The sequence below is a fragment of the Actinoplanes sp. NBC_00393 genome (assembly GCF_036053395.1).
GTDB lineage: Bacteria > Actinomycetota > Actinomycetes > Mycobacteriales > Micromonosporaceae > Actinoplanes.
Map to the genome: position 1 here is coordinate 8,053,674 of NZ_CP107942.1, position 18,773 is coordinate 8,072,446.

Consider the following 18,773-nt stretch of genomic DNA (forward strand, 5'->3'; position numbering starts at 1 on the left):
TCTGTGAAAGTTTCTCGCCGCCCGGTCGGAACCGCATTGTCTGATCCGGTGTATTTCGGCTGCGTGACTTGCGCAACACCCTATGTCGCTGGGCGGTCCAAGATTCACTACATTCCGTAGCCACCCACTCTGACCTGCGACGAAACGCCACCGTTACACAAAGCGCGCTGATCAAGGAGAACGTCCGAACGGACTAGCCGCCGCTCCGACGCGCGGCCCCCCGCAGCAGAAGGCACACAGCGTGACGGGTGGGGCAGGAGAAAGCAAGAGGGAAAACGAGAAAGCCCGGTCCGTCGGACCGGGCTCTCTGCTGGCGGTGGCGGCGGGATTTGAACCCGCGGAGGGCTTGCACCCTCACACGCTTTCGAGGCGTGCTCCTTAGGCCACTCGGACACACCACCGGGAAGTACGTTACCGGACGCCCGGCGCTCCCTGTCGCCGGGTTACCCATAACCCCGCACCATGCTCCTGACCTGGCAAGATCGGCGGCATGAACGAGCGAGACGGAGAGCTGGCATGAGCGTGCACATCGGTGGCAAGCCGGGCGACATCGCCGAGCGGGTGCTGCTGCCCGGCGACCCGATGCGGGCGAAGTGGATCGCCGAGACGTTCCTGGAGGACGCGGTCTGCTACACCCAGGTCCGCGGGATGCTCGGTTTCACGGGCACCTGGAAGGGCGAGCGGGTCTCGGTGCAGGGCTCCGGCATGGGCATGCCGTCGGCCTCGATCTACACCCACGAGCTGATCAACGAGTACGGCGTGAAGTCGCTGATCCGGATCGGCTCCTGCGGCGCCCTCGCGATGGACCTCAATCTGGGCGACGTGATCGCCGCGATCGGTTCGGCGACCGACTCCAACATGAACCGGACCCGTTTCGACGGTCTGGTCGACTACGCGCCCGTCGCCGACTTCGGGCTGCTGCGCACCGCGGTGGAGACCGCCGAGGCGCAGGGCGTACCGATGCGGGTCGGGCCGATCCTGGCCGCCGACGCCTTCTACACCGACCGCCCGGACCTCTACGACTCGCTCGCCGACTACGGCGTCCTCGCGGTCGAGATGGAGTCCGCCGCGATCTACACGATCGCCGCCCGCTACGGCGCCAAGGCGCTGACCATCCTCACGGTCAGCGACCACATCAAGCGCGGCGAGGCGATGGATTCGGCGCAGCGTGAGCAGGGCTTCAGCAACATGGTGCGGATCGGCCTGGACACGGCGATCGCTGAGCCTGCCGGCTCCGCTTCGCTCCGCGGGCAAAACGCCTGATACCCGGTGCGGAGGCAGGTGATTTCCCGCCACCCGCAAACCCCGCGGGCGTCGCGAAATCACTTGCCTCCGCACCGGCGGCGTTTTGCGCGTGCTCTGTGACTACGCCCTCACCGGAAACTACGTGGTTCGAAGGTTCTACCGACCAAAAAAGTCCCTGAGCAACACGGCGCACTCGCTTTCCAGGACACCTGAGTAGACCTCCGGCCGGTGGTTGAGTCGCCGGTCGCGGACCACGTCCCAGAGTGAGCCGACCGCCCCGGTCTTCGGCTCCCATGCGCCGAAGACCACGCTGGAGAGCCGGGCGAGCACCAGCGCGCCGGCGCACATCGTGCACGGTTCCAGTGTCACGACCAGCGTGCACCCGTCGAGACGCCAGGTGCCGAGCTTCGCCGCGGCCCGGCGCAGCACCAGCACCTCGGCATGCGCCGTCGGGTCGCCGCTGAGCTCCCGCTCGTTGCCGGCCGCGGCCAGCTCGGCGCCGTCCGGGCCGAGCAGCACCGCCCCGACCGGTACGTCCTCTGGCGAGGCGGATGCGACGGCGATCGCCCGCCGCATCCACTCCTCGTGCCGGTCCCGCCGGTTCACGCCTCGCGCAACTCCTCCATCTCGTCGCCGCACCCGATCCGCTGGCAGATCTCCGCGGTGACGTCGGACGGCAGCATCCCCTCCATGCCACAGAGGGTGAGCAGCCGCTGGGCGTTGACGCCCAGGTCGCCCAGCAGTTCCGCGTCGCCGACCGGGTCCGCGTCCGGCTCGGCAGCCGGTTTGTCCTCGTCGTCCGTGGCAGCCAGATCATCGATACCCAGCGCCGGTGTCTCCACCTCGCCGAGCAGCACCGATCCGATCCGCGACTCCTCCGCGAAGGCCGAGTCCGAACCGAAGACCCGCAGGTCCTCGCCCTCGTCCAGGCGCAGGATGGCCAGGTATTCGTCGTCACTCTCGACGAACAACAGCGCTAGGTCGGTGTCCGGCTCGGCATCACGAAGGGCATCCACCACCTCGTCGATGTCGGCCAGTCCCGAAAGGTCAAGCTCCGACGCCGTCCATCCGTTCTTCCCCCGGGCGACAGCGGCAGCGAAAATCGACACGATTCCCCCAACGCGACTCTTATCTCTCAGCGCCTGACGGTAGCGGGTATGGGGGCGGGCGCACTGCGCCACGCCTAACAAGGTTTTCCGCCGCGGACCGGCCCGGCGGATCTCAGTTGACCGGACGACGCCGGGTGGCGATCAGCTCACGCAGCCGTATGCCGCGAAGACGCTGTGACGGATCGGACTCTCGCGCCGATTTGGCATGGGCGAGAGCCGCCAGCAACTCCAGACGACGACGGCAGCGATCCGGGTCGAGCCGTTGTGGCGAGGGGGCCATGGTGCCGAGAGTGCCCAGCCGTACGACGTTCGTCAAGGGTCGATGGCCACTTCGGCAGACCCACTGCCCAGGGCGACGAAACCGGCACACCAGGTGCTGGTCAAACTCGGACAGTTTCCACTGCGAACCGGAGATCTACCACAGCGGCCAGTCGAGAGTTCCGACCCAGCGAAGGGTCACGAAACCCAATGCCAGGGACAGTCCGACACCACTCGCGACGGCGATGCCGACGGCTACTCCGCGGTCGCCGACCAGGGTCAGCACCAGGGCCATCAGCCAGGCGCTGATCGCGGCCACGATGGTCCACCACGCGTACGACACCAGGTCGTGCCCGAGCGCACCGAAGAGCGCGAACCAGAGGGTCGTGGCGGCGAGCCCGCTGACCACGGGAAGCGCCGAGACCGGATGCGGTTCGCGGTAGACGGGCCGGGGCGGAAGGCCGGGGAAGGACGAGGGCTGCGGCTGGCCGGCCCGGTTCGACGGGAGGTATCCGGGCGGCGGCGGGGCGGCCGCGGGCCAGGAAGCCTGCCGGTCAGCCATCTCGGATCCCCTCTCCGCGTCGCCTCTCCCTGCAGCGTATCCACACCACGGCGCTTACTGCGGGCCTGCGACCATTACGCCCGTCTGTCAGGATGGCCCGGTGCGCCTTCTACGTTCCGTCTCGGGGTTGACCATCGCGGCGGCCTGCCTGGCCGGCTGCGGGGCGGCCGGCCCGGCGGGCTCCCCGGCCGCGACGCCGCAGTTCGTGCAGCCGGCGTCCGAGACGGCCGCGCCCGAGGCCATCGAGTCGGCGCCGGCCGCACCGCCCCCCGCGGCGAAGGCGCCGTCGCCCGCCCCGGCGGCTTCCTCGAAGTCCGCGCCAAAGGCGGTCACGGTGAAGTACGTCTTCCCGGTCGACGCCTCGAACGTGGACTTCCACACAACCCACTCCAAGTACCCGGCGACCGACCTGTTCGCCGACTGTGGCGAGCGGTTCGTCGCGACCACCGGCGGCGTGGTGCTGGAGGTGAGCCGCACCGACGCGTACGTGAAGGGGCGGCCGGACGGTCCGCTGAACGGCGGCCTGTCGGTGTCGATCCTCGGCGACGACGGTGTGCGGTATTACGGCTCGCACCTGAGCAAGGTGCAGGACGGCATCGAGGCCGGCACCCGGGTCGACGCCGGGCAGCTGCTCGGCAAGGTCGGCAAGACCGGCAACGCGAACAACGTCTGCCACGTGCACTACGGCATCTCCCCGCCGTGCGCGGAGACCGGCGACTGGAAGGTGCGGCGCGGCGTGATCTGGCCGGCGAAGTACCTGAAGTCGTGGCGGGACGGCGGTCAGAAGAGCCCGGTCGCCGAGGTGACCGCGTGGGCCGCGGCGAAGAACTGCAAGGCCTGAGGGGGCTGAAGGCGGCATCCCCGTCCGAATAGGATGCCGCCTCGCCCGGTTCTCCTCAGACCTGCGCCGGCATCCCCGCGACTCCGAGCACGATCGCGACGCTGAGCAGCAGCCCTGTGGTGAGCAGGGCGGCGCAGAGTGCGACCGCGGCGCCGGGCAGGGCGACGGTGAGCAGGGCCAGCTTGCGGATTTTCCCCCGGTGAGTCACGTGATCAACGTAGGCCGCGAACCCGCTCAGACCGATGGCGCGAAACGGACTAAATGCGCAGAAGGTACGGCCGACCCGGCATTGTCCGAACGGCCGATCCGCGCCGGTATGGGAGAGTCCAACGGTGCTGACTTCCCCCGCGAGGACCGCGGTGCTCGGACTGGGACTCATCGGCGGCTCCCTGCTGCGAGCGCTGACCGCGGCCGGGTACGAGGTGACCGGTTTCGACGCCGACCCGAGCACCCGGGAGCTGGCCCGGAAAGCCGGGTACCGGGTCGCCGGCTCGGTGACCGAAGCGGTCCGGGACGCTGAGTTGACGGCTTTGGCCGTACCCCTCCCGGTCCTCCCCCGAGTGCTCGCTGAGCTGGACGGACATGCCGGCCTGGTGACCGATGTGACCTCGGTGAAGGGTCCCGTCAGGGACCTGATGAGCCGGCACGGAGTCCGCCGCTTCGTCGGCGGCCACCCGATGGCCGGCAAGGAGACCTCGGGTTTCGCGGCGTCCGAAGCGGATCTGTTCACCGGCTGCGCGTGGGTGCTGTGCCCGGAGCCGGACGAGACCGACCTCGGCGACTGGCTGCGGCTGGCCCGGCTGTGCACGGCCATCGGCGCCCGGGTCGTGCCGGTGACCGCTGCTGAACATGACACCGCGGTCGCGCAGATCAGCCACGTTCCGCACCTGTTCGCGGCCGCGCTGTCGGCTCGACTGGCCGCGAATCCGCTGGCCGGAGCCTTGGCGGCGGGCTCGTTCCGGGACGGCACCCGGGTGGCCGCCACCCGCGCCGAACTGATCGCCGCGATGTGCGGCGGCAACGCCGGCGCGGTCCGGCGGGAGCTCCGGTCGCTGATCGAGACTCTGACCGAGTGGGACGGGCTGCTGGCCGCGGACGATCCGGTGGCGGCGCTGATCCCGCCCCTGCACACCGCCGGTGAGCTGCGGCGGGCCTGGCCGGCCCGGCCCGGTACGCCGGAGAAGCTGCCCGCGTCGCTGCCGGGGCTGCTCGAGCTCGGCCGGGCCGGTGGCTGGGTGACGTCGGTGGACGACAGCGAAGTTGTCGCAGTGCGGCCAGAAGTAGAAACATTGCGGCCAGAAGGTGACCGCTAATCGGCCTAACGTGGACGGTGACGGAGAAAGCCCACCGAAGGAGCCCACGATGCCCGGTCAGGTCGGTCCGATCGCCAACGAGCAGGAGGGCCTGCTCGCGTACCTCGCCCAGATGCGCTACGTGCTCAGACTGACCGCCTACGGGCTCACCGACGAGCAGCTGCGGGCCACGCCCAGCGCCAGCTCGCTGAGCGTGGGCGGCCTGATCAAGCACGTCGCCACCACCGAGGAGAGCTGGATGACCGTCGTGCGAGGCGAGCCGCAGCCGATGGACTACGAGGCCTACGAGACGAACTTCGGCCTGGTCGACGGGGAGAGCATCGACGACGTCTTCAAGCGGTACGACCGGATCGCCGAGGCGACCGAGCGGACCGTCCTGGAGCTCGCGGACCTCGACCACCCGGTGCCGATCGACCACTCGGTGCCGTGGAACCCGACCGACCGGGACTTCTGGTCGCTGCGCTGGGTGCTGCTGCACCTGATCCAGGAGACCGCCCGGCACGCGGGGCACGCCGACATCGTCCGCGAGTCGGTGGACGGCGCCACGGCGTACCCGTTGATGGCCGCCGCCGAGGGCTGGCCGGAGACCGCCTGGCTCAAGCCGTGGAAGAAGGAGAGTTAGGGCCGCTCGCCCTGATCCACCCGGATCACCCGGCGTTCCGTGACGATCGCGGTGACCAGGTCGTGCGGGGTGATGTCGAAGGCCGGGTTCACCGCGTCGCTGAACGCGGTGACCTCGGCCGCACCCCGGTCCTCGATCTCCACCTGCGCGCCGGACGGCGTGTCCAGGTCCACCGTGGATTCGGGCGCGACGACCACGAACGGAATCCCGGCCCGGTGCGCGCCGAGGGCATGCGAGTAGGTCCCGACCTTGTTGATCACGTCGCCGTTCGCGCAGATCCGGTCGGCGCCCAGGATCACCGCGTCCACCTCGCCCTGCGCCATCAGGAACGGGCCGGCCGAGTCGACCGCGACCCGGTGCTCGATGCCCCAGCGCGTCAGCTCCCACGAGGTGAGCCGGGCGCCCTGCAGCAGCGGCCGGGTCTCGCTGGCGATCACGCCGGCCAGCATCCGCCGGCGGTGCAACTCGCCGACCACGCCCAGCGCGGTGCCGATCGTCACCGCGGCCAGTCCGCCGGTGTTGCAGTGGGTGAGCAACCGCGGCTCGGCCCCGCACAGCTCGGTGATCAGATAGGCGCCCCGGGAGGCCATCGTCTCCGACGCCGCGATCTCCTCGTCCCGGATCGCGAACGCCTCGGCCAGCACCGCTTCCGGCCCGTGCGGCAGTCGCGCCGCGGCACGCTGCGTGCCACGGGCCAGGTTCACCGCGGTCGGGCGAGCACTTTCAATCTTGCGTACGGCCACCGCGAGCGCCGCCGGATCGTCGATGTGTACGCGGGCGGCCAAGGCCACGCCGAAGGCGCCCGCCACGCCCAGTGCCGGTGCGCCGCGCACCGCCAGCGACTGGATCGCCGCGATCAGCTCACCCACCGTGTGCAGCCGCGACACCCGCAGCTCGCCCGGCAATGCCGTCTGATCGATGATCTCGATGGCGTCGTTCACCCAGTCGATCGTTCGCATTCCATGCAGCCTAGGCGCTTAGGGTGAACCCATGAGTTCCCGTGATCCGGTGGCCGATCTGCGGCGCATCGCGTTCCTCCTGGAACGGGCCAACGAGGCGACGTACCGGGTGAAGGCGTTCCGGTCGGCGGCCGCGGCCGTGGCCAGGACCCCGCACGACGAGCTTCTCGCCCGGGCCGAGGCCGGCACGCTGGCCAAGCTCGCCGGGGTCGGTGAGGTGACCGCGCGCTGTGTCACCGAGTCGCTGGCCGGTGAGGAACCGGTCTACCTGCGCCGGCTGGCCTCGACCGAGGGCACCGATCTGCCGGCCGCGGCCGCCACCCTGCGCGCGGCCCTGCGTGGCGACTGTCACGTGCACTCCGACTGGTCCGACGGCGGCTCGCCGATCGAGGAGATGGCCCTCGCCGCGGCCGACCTCGGCCATGAGTACTTCGTGCTGACCGATCACTCGCCCCGGTTGACCGTGGCCCGCGGTCTGACCGCGGACCGGCTGCGCCGCCAGCTCGACCACGTCGACAAGCTGAACGCGGCCCTGCCGGACGGCTTCCGCATCCTCACCGGGATCGAGGTGGACATCCTCGACGACGGTTCGCTGGACCAGAGCGACGAACTGCTGGAGCGGCTCGACGTGGTGGTCGGCTCGGTGCACAGCAAGCTGCGCGACGAGTCGGCGCGGATGACCCGGCGGATGGTGACCGCGATCGCCAACCCGCACCTGGACATCCTCGGGCACATGACCGGCCGCAAGGTCTCGGCGAAGGGCGAGGGCGACGCGGCGCATTCCCGGGCCCGCACCCGGCCGCCCAGCACGTTCGACCTGGATCAGGTGATCAAGGCATGCCTGGAACACGACAAGGCCATCGAGATCAACTCGCGGCCGGACCGGCTGGACCCGCCGAAGCGGATGCTCACCGTCGCGGTGGAGGCCGGGTGCCGGTTCAGCATCGACACCGACGCGCACGCGCCGGGTCAGCTGGACTGGCTCGACTTCGGATGCGAGCGGGCAGCGCTCTGCGGGGTTCCGGAGGAACAGATCGTCAATACCTGGCCGGCTGAACGCCTGGTGGAGTGGACCCGTTCGCACGCGGCTGTCCCGTAGGGTCGGCGAGGTGGGACGAATTGACGAACTCGCCAACCGCTACGTCGACGAGTGGGCCGAGCTCAACCCGACCGGCGCGACCGCGGTCGGCATCTCCGGCTACGACGACAAGATCGACGACCTTTCCCCGGAAGGCTTCGCCGCCCAGGCGGAGCTGCTTCGCCGCACCATCAACGACCTCGACGTGGTCGATCCCGAGCACGAGTCCGAACAGGTGGCCAAGGACGCCATGCTGGAGCGGCTCGGCCTGGAGCTGGCCCGGTTCGACGCCGGCTACGCGGCCACCGACGTCAGCGTGATCTCCAGCGGCCTGCACGGGCTGCGGATGGCCTTCGACGTGATGCCCACCGAGGGCGAGGAAGCGGTCGCCAACATCGCGGCCCGGCTGAACGCCTTCCCGGACGCGCTGGAGCAGTATCGCCGGACCCTCCTGGAGGGTGCGGACTCCGGCCTGATCAGCGCCCGCGCCCAGCTGCTCGCCGTGGCGGAGCAGTGCGACGCGTGGACCGACCCGGGCCGCGACGACTTCTTCCGTTCCCTGGCCGGCCGGCTCGAGGCCTCCGGCGCGCTCGCCGCCGAGCTCGGGCAGGGCGCGGCCGCGGCGACCGCCGCCACCAGTGCCTTCGGCATCTTCCTGCGGGACGAGCTGGCACCCCGCGGCCGGGAGAAGGAGGCGGCCGGCGAGGAACGGTACGCCCTCGCCTCTCAGTACTTCCTGGGCGCGAAGGTCGATCAGACGGAGACGTACCTCTGGGGTTTCGAGGAGCTGGACCGGCTGGAGCGCGAGATGCGCGCGGTCTCCGCCGTGATCGCCGGCCCGGGCGCCTCGATCGACCAGGCCGTCGCCGCCCTCGACGCCGACCCGGCCCGCAACATCGGCAGCAAGGAGCAGTTCCGGGACTGGATGCAGGCGCTCTCGGACCGGGCCGTCGCCGAGCTCAACGGCACCCACTTCGACATCGAGCCGCCGGCCCAGAAGCTGGAGTGCTGCCTCACCCCGACCAGCGACGGCGGCATCTACTACACCGGCCCGAGCGAGGACTTCTCCCGGCCCGGGCGGATGTGGTGGGCGGTGCCGGAGGGCCAGGACACCTTCTCCACCTGGCGTGAGGTCACCACCGTCTACCACGAGGGTGTGCCCGGCCATCACCTTCAGGTCAGCCAGACCCTGCTGCGCGCCGACTCGCTGAACCGCTGGCAGCGGCTGCTCTGCTGGTGCTCCGGGCACGGCGAGGGCTGGGCCCTGTACGCCGAACGCCTGATGGACGACCTCGGCTACCTCACCGACCCCGGCGACCGGCTCGGCATGCTGGACGGGCAGGCGCTCCGCGCGGCCCGGGTGATCGTCGACATCGGCATGCACCTGGAGCTGGAGATCCCGCGGGACAACCCGTTCGGCTTCCACCCGGGCGCCCGGTGGACACCGGAGCTGGGCTGGGAGTTCCTGCGGGCGCACACCCGGATGGCCGAGGAGGTGCTGCGCTTCGAGTGGAAGCGGTACCTGGGCTGGCCGGGGCAGGCGCCGTCGTACAAGGTCGGCGAGCGGATCTGGCTGCAGGCCCGGGACGAGGCAAAGCAGCGTAAAGGCAGTGATTTCGACCTCAAGACGTTCCACCGGGACGCCCTCAACCTGGGCGCTCTGGGGCTCGATCCGCTCCGAAAGGCACTGGCCAGGATTTAAGTCATTCGGGCCCCTCCGCTCCCAAACCGGGACGGAGGGGCCTTTCTTTTTGTGCTCATCCGGTTACTGAGCGCTATGAAGTTTCGGAATGGAGTCGCACCAATACTTTCCGTTAATGTGAGCCCGGCCAGATGTAACAAATCCGAAGTAGAACTCATATTCACGTCCCGCCCGGGGTGTGGATACGATCCACGCGGCGCTCGTCACTTAGTTCCGATACCCGCGTGGACTGGGTCTTCCCCTCTTCAGCCCCGGCTCCCCGCACTCGTACAGCCGAGTCGGCAGTGCCGCGTATCCCCCGATCAGCCGAGACAACTCTGACCCTTGGAAAGGGGTTTTCTGAGGATTTCTCGGATAGATTGACCCGGATCGGTGCGCCCGCATGGCTACTCTCCGTAGCCCCCCATTGGCCCATCGCGTGTGCATGGCGGAGGACGAAAGCAATGTCAGTCTCGGTGAACAGCCGGCGAAACCGTTTACGCTCCGCTCTCGCGGTGGTGCTGACGGTCCTCGTCGTGCTGCCGACCGCAGCCCTGTTCCTGCGTGTCCTGAATGAGACCTCGGAACAGCGGAGCAACACAGATCTGGCGAAGCAGGGCGTCGAGTACCTCGGCGCGCTCGGTGGCCTGATCACCTCGCTGGCCGAGTCGCAGTCATCGGCCCTGCAGAACGTCTCGGCGGAGCCGGCCTCGCTGACCGCCGCCGTCGCCCGCGTGCAGGGAGTCGACGAGCGCCTCGGTGAGGACCTCGACACCTCGCAGCGCTGGGCCGGCCTGAAGGAGAAGATCGGCCGTCTCCCCGGCGTCACCGGCACCTCGGAGGAGATCTTCCAGGCACACGTCGAGGTCTCCGACCTGGCCCTGGCGCTCTACGCCACGGTCCGGGAGAACTCCACGCTCAACCGTGACCCGGAGAGCGACGTCTGGTTCCTCCAGCAGGCCGTCGCGGTCGACATGCCGGAGACGGTGACCCGGGTGAGCCGCATGGGCGACCTGGCGAACATGTACGCCGCCGCGAAGCGGAGCCAGAAGCCCGCCACGTTCGCCCGCTTCGGCTACGAGGTTCTCGCCGTGCAGGAGGCGGCCGCCGAGCTCACCGACAACCTCCAGGAAGCCGCCAACGACACCGACAGCGCCACGCTGAGCGGAAACCTGGTGCAGAACCTGGACCGGTTCCGCCGTGGTGTCGAAGCCGCCAACCGTGGCGCCAACTTCGCCGGCGGTGTCCCGGACGTCTCGGCCATGGTGACCGCCCAGAGCACCCTGACCACCGCGCTGGCCGCACTCTCCAACGCCGTGCTGACCGAGATGAACACCCTGCTCGAGGACCGTTCGGACGAGCAGACCTACCGGACGATCGAGGCCTGGGCGCTGCTCGGTGTCGCGGTCGCGCTGATCCTGGTCGCCACCTTCTGGACCCGCTCGCGGGGCCGCCAGACCAGCGCGCCGGCTGCGGCGAACGACAGCCGCGAGGTGTCGGTCCAGGGCGACAACACCGGTTCCGGCCCGGCCGGCGGCGCCTACGGCGGCAGCCCGTACGACCCCGTGCCGAACTACGGGGAGATGCCCCGCTACGGCGACAGCGCTAGTCGGCAGGAGCGTTCCGGTGCTCTTCGGTAAGTTCCGCATCCTGGGCAAACTCGCCCTGTTGGTGCTCGTACCGCTGCTCGGCGTCGTGGGCCTGAGCATCCCGGTCATCTTCGAGCGCATCGACGCGGCCCGTGACGCCCAGAACACGTCCGACACTGTCCAGATGGCTACCGAGGTGAGCTCGGCACTGATCGAGCTCCAGGAGGAGCGGCTGCTCTCGGTCGGTTACCTCCTCAGCCTCGTGGACCGGCCCCGGCTCGTGGTGCAGAGCGCCGAGGCCGCCAACGCGGTCGCCGAGCTGGCCGACCTCGAGAACCTGCCCGACGAGCTGAGCCGGGCGATCAGCCGGGCCGCCACCCTGAACAACACCCGGCAGAACGTGCTGAACAAGGCGATCGATCCGGTCACGCTGGTCACCGAGTTCACCAATGCCATCACGCCGCTCATCGACGGTCTCGGCCTCTCCACGGGCGCCGACCTGACCACCGGCGTCGGCCGCCAGGTGTACGCGCTCGACCGCGCCATGCGTTCCGACGACCTGATCAGCCAGGCGACCTGTTACCTGGCCACCGCCGTCGTGTCCGCGGCGGACCCGCAGGCCGCGGCTCTGCTGCTGAGCCAGTTCAACGCGACGTTCAGCCAGATCCAGTCGATCATCACGACGTCCGAGGTGTACTTCACCGAGCAGCAGTACCGGCTGTACATCAACACGCAGGACGCCTTCGTCTTCCGCGTCGGTACGAACTTCCAGACCGCCCTCGCCAAGGACCCGACCAAGGCGCTGGAGGGCCTCGAGATCCGGACGCTGTTCCCGTCCCTGGAGTCGGTGACCATCCTCGGTAGCTTCGTCGAGAAGCGCGTCGCCAAGGACGTGGACAACACCGTCACCGACAACCGGGAGAGCGCGCTGCGCCAGGCGTTCCTCATCGGTGGTGGCTCGTTCCTGCTGCTCATCCTGGTGATCACGCTCAGCATCTTCATGGCCCGCGCGGTCGCCCGGCCGCTGCGCCGTCTGACCGTCTCGGCCGACCGCATCGCCCGTGCCGCCGAGGCCGAGCTGGAGCGCGTGGCCGACGACGAGCAGGAGGCGGCGGTCCGCCCGATTCGACTCGACCCGGTCGACGTCGAGGCCCAGGACGAGATCGGTGACCTGGCCCGCGCGTTCGACCGCGTGCAGACCACCGCCGCCCGGCTGGTGGAACGGCAGGTGCTCGGCCGTCGTAACGTCGCCCAGATGTTCGGGCACGTCGGCCGGCGTACCCAGAACCTGGTCGGCCGTCAGCTGTCGCTGATCGACTCCCTGGAGCGCCGCGAGACCGACAGCGACCGCCTCCGCGAGCTCTACCGACTGGACCACATGTCCAGCCGTCTGCGCCGGAACGCGTCCGCGCTCGTCGTGCTCTCCGGTGCCGCCGGTGCGAACGAGCACATGGCGCCGCTGCCGCTCTCCGACGTCGTACGTCTCGCCCTCGGTGAGATCGAGGACTACACGCGTGTCGAGGTCGACGTGCCGGAGGACATCGTCGTGGTGCCGGCCATCCTGGCCGACCTGACGCTGCTCCTCGCCGAGCTGCTGGAGAACTCCACCTCGTTCTCCCCGCCGCACACCACCGTCACGGTCACCGCCGACGAGCTTCGTGGCGGCGCCCGCCTGGCGATCATCGACCACGGCCTGGGCCTCGCGCCCGAGCGTCTGGCCGAGGAGAACGCCCGGCTCACCCGCCGTGAGCGTCTCGACCTGGCCCCCACCGAGGTGCTCGGTCTCTTCGTGGTCGGCCGGCTCGCCCGCCGGCACGGCATCGAGGTGACGCTGACCGACACCCCCGACGGTGGTCTGACCGCCTGGATCGACCTCAACCCGTCGCACCTGATCAACCGGGTGGAGAACCTGGCGATGGCCCCGGCGCCGAGTTACCCCTCGGCTCCGCCGGCCGCCGTCCCGGCTCCGCCGGCCGTGCCGCAGATCCAGGCGCCGGAGCAGGCGCCCGCATACTCCGGTGCGCCCTACTCCGGCGCTCCCTACTCCGGTGCCCTGCGCGGCAACACCACCGAGGTCGCGATCACCAGTGCCGGGGTCCGTTCGGTGCCGGGCAGCCAGCAGCCGTTCGACCCGAACAAGCTGAGCCGGGCCACCCAGACGCTGGAGTCCACCCACTCCTGGAACGCGTTCGGGTCGGCCGCTCCGGTCGCCGAGCCGGTCCAGGACCCGTACGCGGGTCAGCCGGTCTACGACGCCGAGCCGGTCTACTCGCCGGGTCCGGCGTACCAGGAGCCGGCCGCGCCGATCTACCCGCACGCGGGTGCGTCGCAGGAGCCGGTGGTCAGCTACGACATGGGTACGCCGGTCGCGGGCCGGGTCCCGGCCGCGCTGCCGGAGCTGCCGTCCGCGCCGTCGGCCGGCCCGACCTGGAACAACGAGCCGGTCCAGGCCTCGTGGAACGCTCCGGTCCCCGCTGTGGAGGCCCCGATGGCGTCAGCAACTCCGCCGGAGGCGCACATCCCGCAGCAGCGCACCCCGGAGGCCCCGCCGCAGCGCGGTGGGAACGCTGCTGCTCCGCTGCGCCGCCGGGTGCCCGGCAGCCAGCTGCCGACCGAGGCCGCACCGCAGAAGCACGCCGCCGCGCCCTCGCAGGACGACGCGCTCGCTGCACGGGCCGCGTTCGACGCCTTCGAGGCCGGTGTCAGCCGGGCCCAGTGGGACGCCTCGGACACCAGCGTGTCGATGCCGGCCCCGGTCAGCCCGCCCGACTGGAGCACCCCCGCCCCGGCCCAGGCCGAGTGGAACACCCCGGCACCGGTACAGGCCGAATGGAATGCACCGGCCCAGCCCGAGTGGAACACCCCGGCACCGGCTCAGGCCGAATGGAACACCCCGGCACCGGCACAGGCCGAATGGAACACCCCGCAGTGGAGCACCCCGGCCCCGGAGGCGGCCCCGCCCGCTCCTCCCGCGCCGGCCGGCGGCTCCCCGCTGACCCGTCGCGTACCCGGAGCCACCCTCCCGCGCGACGAACCGCACCGCCCGACTCCACCGCCGGCCCCGGCCCAGCTGGACCCGGAAGCCGCACGAGCCCTGATGGATCAGTTCGAGTACGGAGTCGCACTCGCACTGAATGAAAGTCAGCCACAACACGAGGGACAACCGCGATGACTTCCCCTTACTCCACCGCGCAAAGTCAGCTCAGCGCCGAAGCCAAAACCTTCAACTGGCTGCTGGACTCGTTCACCTCCGGTACCGCGGGCGTGATCGAAGCCATTGCGGTGTCCTCCGACGGTCTCCTGATGGCCATGTCGGCGATCAAGGACCGGCCGAACGCCGAGCGTCTCGCGGCGGTCGTCTCCGGTCTGACCAGCCTCGCCGGCGGTGCCGCCAGCTGGTACCGGCTGGGCGCCCTCAACCGGGTCATCATCGACATGGCTGACGGATACCTGCTGGTCACGGCGATCAGCGCCGGCTCGGTGCTCGGCGTCATCGCCGACCGGTCCGCGAACCTCGGCACCCTGGCGTACGAGATGACGCTCTTCGCGACCCGTGCCGGCGGTGCCCTGAGCCCGCGCCTGATCGCCGAGCTGAAGAACGCCGTCCAGCAATGACCTACCCGGACCCCGACGACCCGGTACCTCCGGCGCGCCCCGGAGTCCGGCCCTTCCTGCAGTCCGGTCCGCAGCACTCGACCGGCGGCTACACCCCCACCGGGGAACACCCGCCGGTCGAGCAGTCGACCAACAGTCTGCGCCCGTTCGTCATCACGTCCGGGCGGACCGATGGAGGAGACCCCGACATCGGTATGGAAACTCAGGTGACGGTGGTGCCCGGTGCACCCCCGTCGCGGTTGTCTCCGGAAACCAGGGCGATCGTGGCTCTCTGCGAGGAGAGCCCGATCTCGGTGGCTGAGATCTCCGCTCGGTTGCGCCTCCATCTGGGGGTCTGCCGAATCCTCGTCGGTGACCTTCGGGCCGCCGGCCAACTGGACGTCCACGTGCTGGACAACGACACACCTGACCCCGAGACCATCATGCGAGTGATCCGTGGACTTCGATCCATCAGCTAACCGCGTCGTCGGTACCGCGCGCATACCCGGTGCCCCCGCGCCCAAGAAGGCGCCGGTCCCGGTAAAGATCATCGTGGCCGGTGGCTTCGGCGTGGGTAAGACCACGACGGTCGGCGCCATCTCCGAGATCGCGCCGCTGACCACCGAGGCCGAGATGACCTCGGAGTCGGTGGGTATCGACGACCCCGGTCAGGCGACCATGAAGACCGGTACGACCGTCGCGATGGACTTCGGCGTGCTGACCATCGACCAGACGCTGAAGCTCTACATCTTCGGCACGCCGGGCCAGACCCGGTTCGCCTTCATGTGGGACGACCTGGTCAAGGGTGCCCTCGGAGCGCTCGTCGTGGTCGACACCAACCGGATCGACGACTGCTATCCGGCGGTCGACTACTTCGAGCGGGCCGGCCTGCCGTTCGTGGTCGGTATCAACACCTTCAACGGGCAGCTGAGCTACAGCATCGACGAGGTGCGCTGGGCGCTCGCCGTCCGTGAGGATGTCCCGGTCATCTCCTTCGACGCCCGGTTCCGTGGATCCGTCCGGGACGCGTTGCTGGTGGTGCTGGACCAGGCACTCGACAAGGCGATCCGGATGAAGTCGTCGTAGGGTGTCGTGCCGGTCGCCCGGTGAAAGTTTCCAAACCTGCCTCGCTGAGGGCAGAGTAGGGGTACCGGGCGACCGCGTGAGAAAGAGGACGGTGACGTGCGAGGCGGATTGGACGACGCGCTCGACAAGCTCGCCCGGCGGGACGAGCTGAGGCGCCGCGCCGCCGGAGAGTCCCCCGGCACACCGCCGGCGGTGACCGAGCTGGTCGAGGCCATCGCGGCAGTGGTCTCCCGCTATCCGGAGTTGAACGTCACGGTCGGCGTCGAGGGCGCCGGCGATCCGACGTTGCTGCATTTCGCCCAGCTCGACGGTGTCGTGCAGGTCAGCGCCGATCACGCGGTCGCGGCCCGGGCCACCGAGGCGGCGCCGAAGCACGCCGACTTCGAGATCGAGGTCGAGGAAGACGAGCCGGTGGTGGCCGAGCCGCCCCGGGGCAGCCACGACGATCAGGACCGTTTCGGTCCCACCGACTTCGAGTACGCGGAGCCGCCGACCGCCGAGCGCCCGTTCGTGTCGCCCGCCTATCCGTCGGCGCCGGAGCCACCCGTCTCGCCCGCGCACGGTTACGGCTATCCCGCTCCGGAGCCGGCCTACGGTCATCACCCGGGCGAGACCAGCCGCGACGATCTCGCGGCCCGCATGCGTTCGGCCAACGGCGCGACCGCGGAGCAGGCCGGTGTCGATCCCGCGCGGCATGCTGCGCATCCCTTCGCGGCTACCCCGCCACCCCCGATCCCTCATCCGTACGCGCAGACGCCGCCCCCACCCCCACCGCCCTACGCCGAGCCACCCCGCCAGCACTCGGCACCGCCCTTCACTCCGCAGTACCCCGAGCCGGCCGCACCGTCGTTCAACGCCCACCAGCACCCGGAGCCGGCCGCGCCGTCGTTCAACGCCCACCAGCACCCGGAACCGGCCGCGCCGTCGACCGCTGCTCATCAGGCGCCGGAGCCCATGCCGTTCCCGGCACAGCACGCCGAGCCGCAGCCCGACTTCCCGGAGCCGCAGCCCGGCTTCCCCGAGCCACTGGCGCAGCCGATCCCTCTACAGGTCGAGCGACCCGAGGAGACCGAGATGGCGGCCCGCCGCCTGGCCGCGATGCTGCGCGACGACCCGACGCTGCTCGACAACCCACCGGCCTGACCCGGCACCTCCCTCCAGCCGCCCGCCAACGCGGGCGGCTGTTGCATGCGCGTCACCGCTCGACTACTCAGCGTGCGCTTTGTTCACCCCTCGCCCGCCAGAGCGGAAATTACTCAGCGCAATCACGAGAATGCGGCGCGAGATCAGTCTCGAATCCCGCGAATCGGGCGTATCGCGTCCGGTTTCGCCAGCTCAGCGCAGTCTGAGATGTCTGGGTTAGCCCTTTTGGTCAACATCCGGCCCCGTTCCGATGGCACCCCTTGAGTCACGCTCGGTAGTTCCCTAATGTCCTATTACGTCCAAGAGAGCAGCTCAACAAGCTCGACGGACATCACGAACAGTGACCAGGCCGGGGGAGGGCACCGATGAGCGCATCGGAAAGCTGGCTCATAGCAGTCGCCGGCTACGCGGTCCTGCTGGCCTGGCCGATCTCCACGGTGATCCTGGTGTGGTTCGCGGTCCGCTACGTCGGCACCCACCGCGCCAAGGTCGTCAACCGGGCAGTGGCCGGCGGCGACGGCCGGCCCGAGCACTTCTGGATCATCGTCCCGGCCCTCAACGAGGAGGCCGTCGTCGCCAACACGGTCAACGCGGCGCTCGGCCTGCGCGGGCCGTCCGGCACGCTGGCCCGGGTCCTCGTGGTCGACGACGGATCCGACGACCGCACCCCCGAGGTGCTCGCCGCGATCGACCACCCGCGCCTGCACGTGATGCGCCGCGAGCTGCCCGAGGCGCGGCAGGGCAAGGGCGAGGCGCTGAACGCCGCGTACCGCTACATCGCCCAGCAGACCGCGGAGGCCGGTGTCCGCCCGGACCGGGTGGTGCTCGGCATCATCGACGGCGACGGCCAGGGCAGCGAGAACATCCTGGTCGAGGTCAACCGGCTGATGCGCGACACCAAGGTCGGCGCGGTCCAGGTGCAGGTCCGGATCCGCAACCGCAACAAGCTGCTCGGCGCGGTGCAGGACCTGGAGTTCGGCGCGATCGTGGACGCCTGCCAGAACATGCGGGACGCCCTGGACACCGTCGGGCTCGGCGGCAACGGCCAGTTCAGCCGGCTCTCCACGCTGCTGGCGCTCGGCCCGGCGCCGTGGTCCAGTTGCCTGGTCGAGGACCTCGAGCTCGGCCTGCGGATGCACCTCGGCGGCGTCTCGATCCGGTACACCTCGCGCGCCTCGGTCACCCAGCAGGCGGTCGTCGACGTCCGCCGGCTGACCCGGCAGCGGACCCGCTGGGCGCAGGGCAACATGCAGTGCGCCCGCTACCTCGGCCGGCTCTTCTCGTCGCCGCGGATCGCCCGGACCGCACTGGTCGAGATGCTGCACTACCTGCTCTCCCCGTGGGCGAACGCGATGGTCACCGTCGGCCTGGCCACGATGACCCTGACCGGAGCGATCGGCCTGCTGATCGGGCAGCCGGTCCCGTTCCTGCCGACCTGGGTCGCCCTCGCCGAGAGCGTCGCCGTGTGGATCGCGGTGACGACGTTCCCCGGCCTGCTCTGGGCGCTGGTGCACAAGCACAAGCGCGGCGACGAGGGCATGCCGCGCATGTTGATCGCGGCTCTCGCGTACCCCGCATTCTTGATCCTCGGTCTGGCCGCCACCTACCGCGCGCTCGGCCGGCAGGCCAGCGGCCGGCAGTCCTGGGCCAAGACCGAGCGGCTCGTCGAAGAACCGCTCGCCGCCTGATCCCG

General features: G+C 70.0%; 18 protein-coding genes and 1 tRNA gene. 13 read left to right on the forward strand and 6 right to left on the reverse strand.

Annotated elements, in window-relative coordinates; translation table 11 throughout:
• Positions 1-311: 311 nt before the first annotated feature.
• Positions 312-401: transfer RNA gene (locus tag OHA21_RS37200), tRNA-Ser, on the reverse strand.
• 115 nt (positions 402-516) lie between these two features.
• Between OHA21_RS37200 and deoD the strand changes: the two genes are divergently transcribed.
• Complete coding sequence (deoD, locus tag OHA21_RS37205; RefSeq protein WP_328463162.1) at positions 517-1,263, forward strand: purine-nucleoside phosphorylase; 747 nt, start codon at positions 517-519, stop codon at positions 1,261-1,263.
• A gap of 138 nt (positions 1,264-1,401) precedes the next feature.
• Here the strand turns inward: deoD and OHA21_RS37210 are convergent, their stop codons facing one another.
• The 3 genes from OHA21_RS37210 to OHA21_RS37220 form a co-directional block, all read right to left on the reverse strand.
• Entirely contained in the window at positions 1,402-1,851 is a 450-nt protein-coding gene (locus OHA21_RS37210; RefSeq protein ID WP_442874952.1) for a nucleoside deaminase, read from the reverse strand.
• Positions 1,848-2,354 carry a tRNA adenosine deaminase-associated protein gene (locus OHA21_RS37215; protein WP_328463164.1) on the reverse strand — a complete coding sequence of 169 codons (507 nt, stop codon included), beginning with the start codon at positions 2,352-2,354 and terminating at the stop codon, positions 1,848-1,850. Before OHA21_RS37215 ends, OHA21_RS37210 begins: the two co-directional genes overlap by 4 nt.
• A 415-nt stretch (positions 2,355-2,769) precedes the next feature.
• Positions 2,770-3,174, reverse strand: coding sequence for a hypothetical protein (locus OHA21_RS37220; protein ID WP_328463166.1), 405 nt, complete (start codon positions 3,172-3,174; stop codon positions 2,770-2,772).
• A 100-nt stretch (positions 3,175-3,274) separates the two neighbouring features.
• Here OHA21_RS37220 and OHA21_RS37225 point away from each other — a divergent pair, with 100 nt between their 5' ends.
• The gene (locus tag OHA21_RS37225; RefSeq protein ID WP_328463168.1) at positions 3,275-4,015 is read left to right on the forward strand and encodes a M23 family metallopeptidase; all 741 of its coding nucleotides are present in this window, start codon (positions 3,275-3,277) and stop codon (positions 4,013-4,015) included.
• A 55-nt stretch (positions 4,016-4,070) separates the two neighbouring features.
• Here OHA21_RS37225 and OHA21_RS37230 read toward each other — a convergent pair whose 3' ends face one another.
• Positions 4,071-4,223, reverse strand: a complete 153-nt coding sequence (locus OHA21_RS37230; protein WP_328463170.1) for a hypothetical protein — start codon at positions 4,221-4,223, stop codon at positions 4,071-4,073.
• Positions 4,224-4,347: 124 nt separating this feature from the next.
• On the opposite strand from OHA21_RS37230, the gene OHA21_RS37235 reads away from it, so the two are divergent.
• Complete coding sequence (locus OHA21_RS37235) at positions 4,348-5,328, forward strand: prephenate dehydrogenase (protein ID WP_328463172.1); 981 nt, start codon at positions 4,348-4,350, stop codon at positions 5,326-5,328.
• A 49-nt stretch (positions 5,329-5,377) separates the two neighbouring features.
• Complete coding sequence (locus tag OHA21_RS37240; protein ID WP_328463174.1) at positions 5,378-5,950, forward strand: DinB family protein; 573 nt, start codon at positions 5,378-5,380, stop codon at positions 5,948-5,950.
• Here the strand turns inward: OHA21_RS37240 and mtnA are convergent.
• Positions 5,947-6,909: an S-methyl-5-thioribose-1-phosphate isomerase gene (gene mtnA / locus OHA21_RS37245; protein ID WP_328463176.1), complete on the reverse strand. Its 963-nt coding sequence runs from the start codon at positions 6,907-6,909 to the stop codon at positions 5,947-5,949. The genes OHA21_RS37240 and mtnA overlap by 4 nt on opposite strands.
• Positions 6,910-6,940: 31 nt before the next feature.
• Here mtnA and OHA21_RS37250 point away from each other — a divergent pair, with 31 nt between their 5' ends.
• The 9 genes from OHA21_RS37250 (at position 6,941) to OHA21_RS37290 (ending at position 18,768) form a co-directional block, all read left to right on the forward strand.
• Complete coding sequence (locus OHA21_RS37250) at positions 6,941-8,008, forward strand: PHP domain-containing protein (RefSeq protein ID WP_328463178.1); 1,068 nt, start codon at positions 6,941-6,943, stop codon at positions 8,006-8,008.
• 10 nt (positions 8,009-8,018) lie between these two features.
• Positions 8,019-9,689 carry a DUF885 domain-containing protein gene (locus tag OHA21_RS37255; protein WP_328463180.1) on the forward strand — a complete coding sequence of 557 codons (1,671 nt, stop codon included), beginning with the start codon at positions 8,019-8,021 and terminating at the stop codon, positions 9,687-9,689.
• 494 nt (positions 9,690-10,183) lie between these two features.
• Positions 10,184-11,308, forward strand: a complete 1,125-nt coding sequence (locus OHA21_RS37260) for a hypothetical protein (protein WP_328463182.1) — start codon at positions 10,184-10,186, stop codon at positions 11,306-11,308.
• Positions 11,295-14,429, forward strand: coding sequence for a sensor histidine kinase (locus OHA21_RS37265; RefSeq protein WP_328463184.1), 3,135 nt, complete (start codon positions 11,295-11,297; stop codon positions 14,427-14,429). The genes OHA21_RS37260 and OHA21_RS37265 overlap by 14 nt, the downstream gene beginning before the upstream one ends.
• Positions 14,426-14,872, forward strand: a complete 447-nt coding sequence (locus tag OHA21_RS37270; RefSeq protein ID WP_188120236.1) for a roadblock/LC7 domain-containing protein — start codon at positions 14,426-14,428, stop codon at positions 14,870-14,872. Before OHA21_RS37265 ends, OHA21_RS37270 begins: the two co-directional genes overlap by 4 nt.
• Positions 14,869-15,330 (forward strand): DUF742 domain-containing protein, encoded by a 462-nt coding sequence (locus OHA21_RS37275; RefSeq protein WP_328463191.1) that lies wholly within the window; start codon positions 14,869-14,871, stop codon positions 15,328-15,330. The genes OHA21_RS37270 and OHA21_RS37275 overlap by 4 nt, the downstream gene beginning before the upstream one ends.
• On the forward strand, positions 15,308-15,937 hold the full coding sequence (locus OHA21_RS37280) for a GTP-binding protein (RefSeq protein WP_328463193.1): 630 nt from the start codon (positions 15,308-15,310) through the stop codon (positions 15,935-15,937). Before OHA21_RS37275 ends, OHA21_RS37280 begins: the two co-directional genes overlap by 23 nt.
• 96 nt (positions 15,938-16,033) lie before the next feature.
• The gene (locus OHA21_RS37285) at positions 16,034-17,080 is read left to right on the forward strand and encodes a hypothetical protein (RefSeq protein ID WP_328463195.1); all 1,047 of its coding nucleotides are present in this window, start codon (positions 16,034-16,036) and stop codon (positions 17,078-17,080) included.
• 365 nt (positions 17,081-17,445) lie between these two features.
• Complete coding sequence (locus OHA21_RS37290; protein ID WP_328463197.1) at positions 17,446-18,768, forward strand: glycosyltransferase family 2 protein; 1,323 nt, start codon at positions 17,446-17,448, stop codon at positions 18,766-18,768.
• Positions 18,769-18,773: the final 5 nt, after the last annotated feature.

Coding starts and splice junctions, on each gene's coding strand:
- OHA21_RS37220 (WP_328463166.1), bottom strand. CDS start 3,174: ATGGCTGACCGGCAGGCTTCCTGGCCCGCGGCCGCCCCGCCGCCGCCC.
- OHA21_RS37250 (WP_328463178.1), top strand. CDS start 6,941: ATGAGTTCCCGTGATCCGGTGGCCGATCTGCGGCGCATCGCGTTCCTC.
- mtnA (WP_328463176.1), bottom strand. CDS start 6,909: ATGCGAACGATCGACTGGGTGAACGACGCCATCGAGATCATCGATCAG.
- OHA21_RS37275 (WP_328463191.1), top strand. CDS start 14,869: ATGACCTACCCGGACCCCGACGACCCGGTACCTCCGGCGCGCCCCGGA.
- deoD (WP_328463162.1), top strand. CDS start 517: ATGAGCGTGCACATCGGTGGCAAGCCGGGCGACATCGCCGAGCGGGTG.
- OHA21_RS37290 (WP_328463197.1), top strand. CDS start 17,446: ATGAGCGCATCGGAAAGCTGGCTCATAGCAGTCGCCGGCTACGCGGTC.
- OHA21_RS37240 (WP_328463174.1), top strand. CDS start 5,378: ATGCCCGGTCAGGTCGGTCCGATCGCCAACGAGCAGGAGGGCCTGCTC.
- OHA21_RS37270 (WP_188120236.1), top strand. CDS start 14,426: ATGACTTCCCCTTACTCCACCGCGCAAAGTCAGCTCAGCGCCGAAGCC.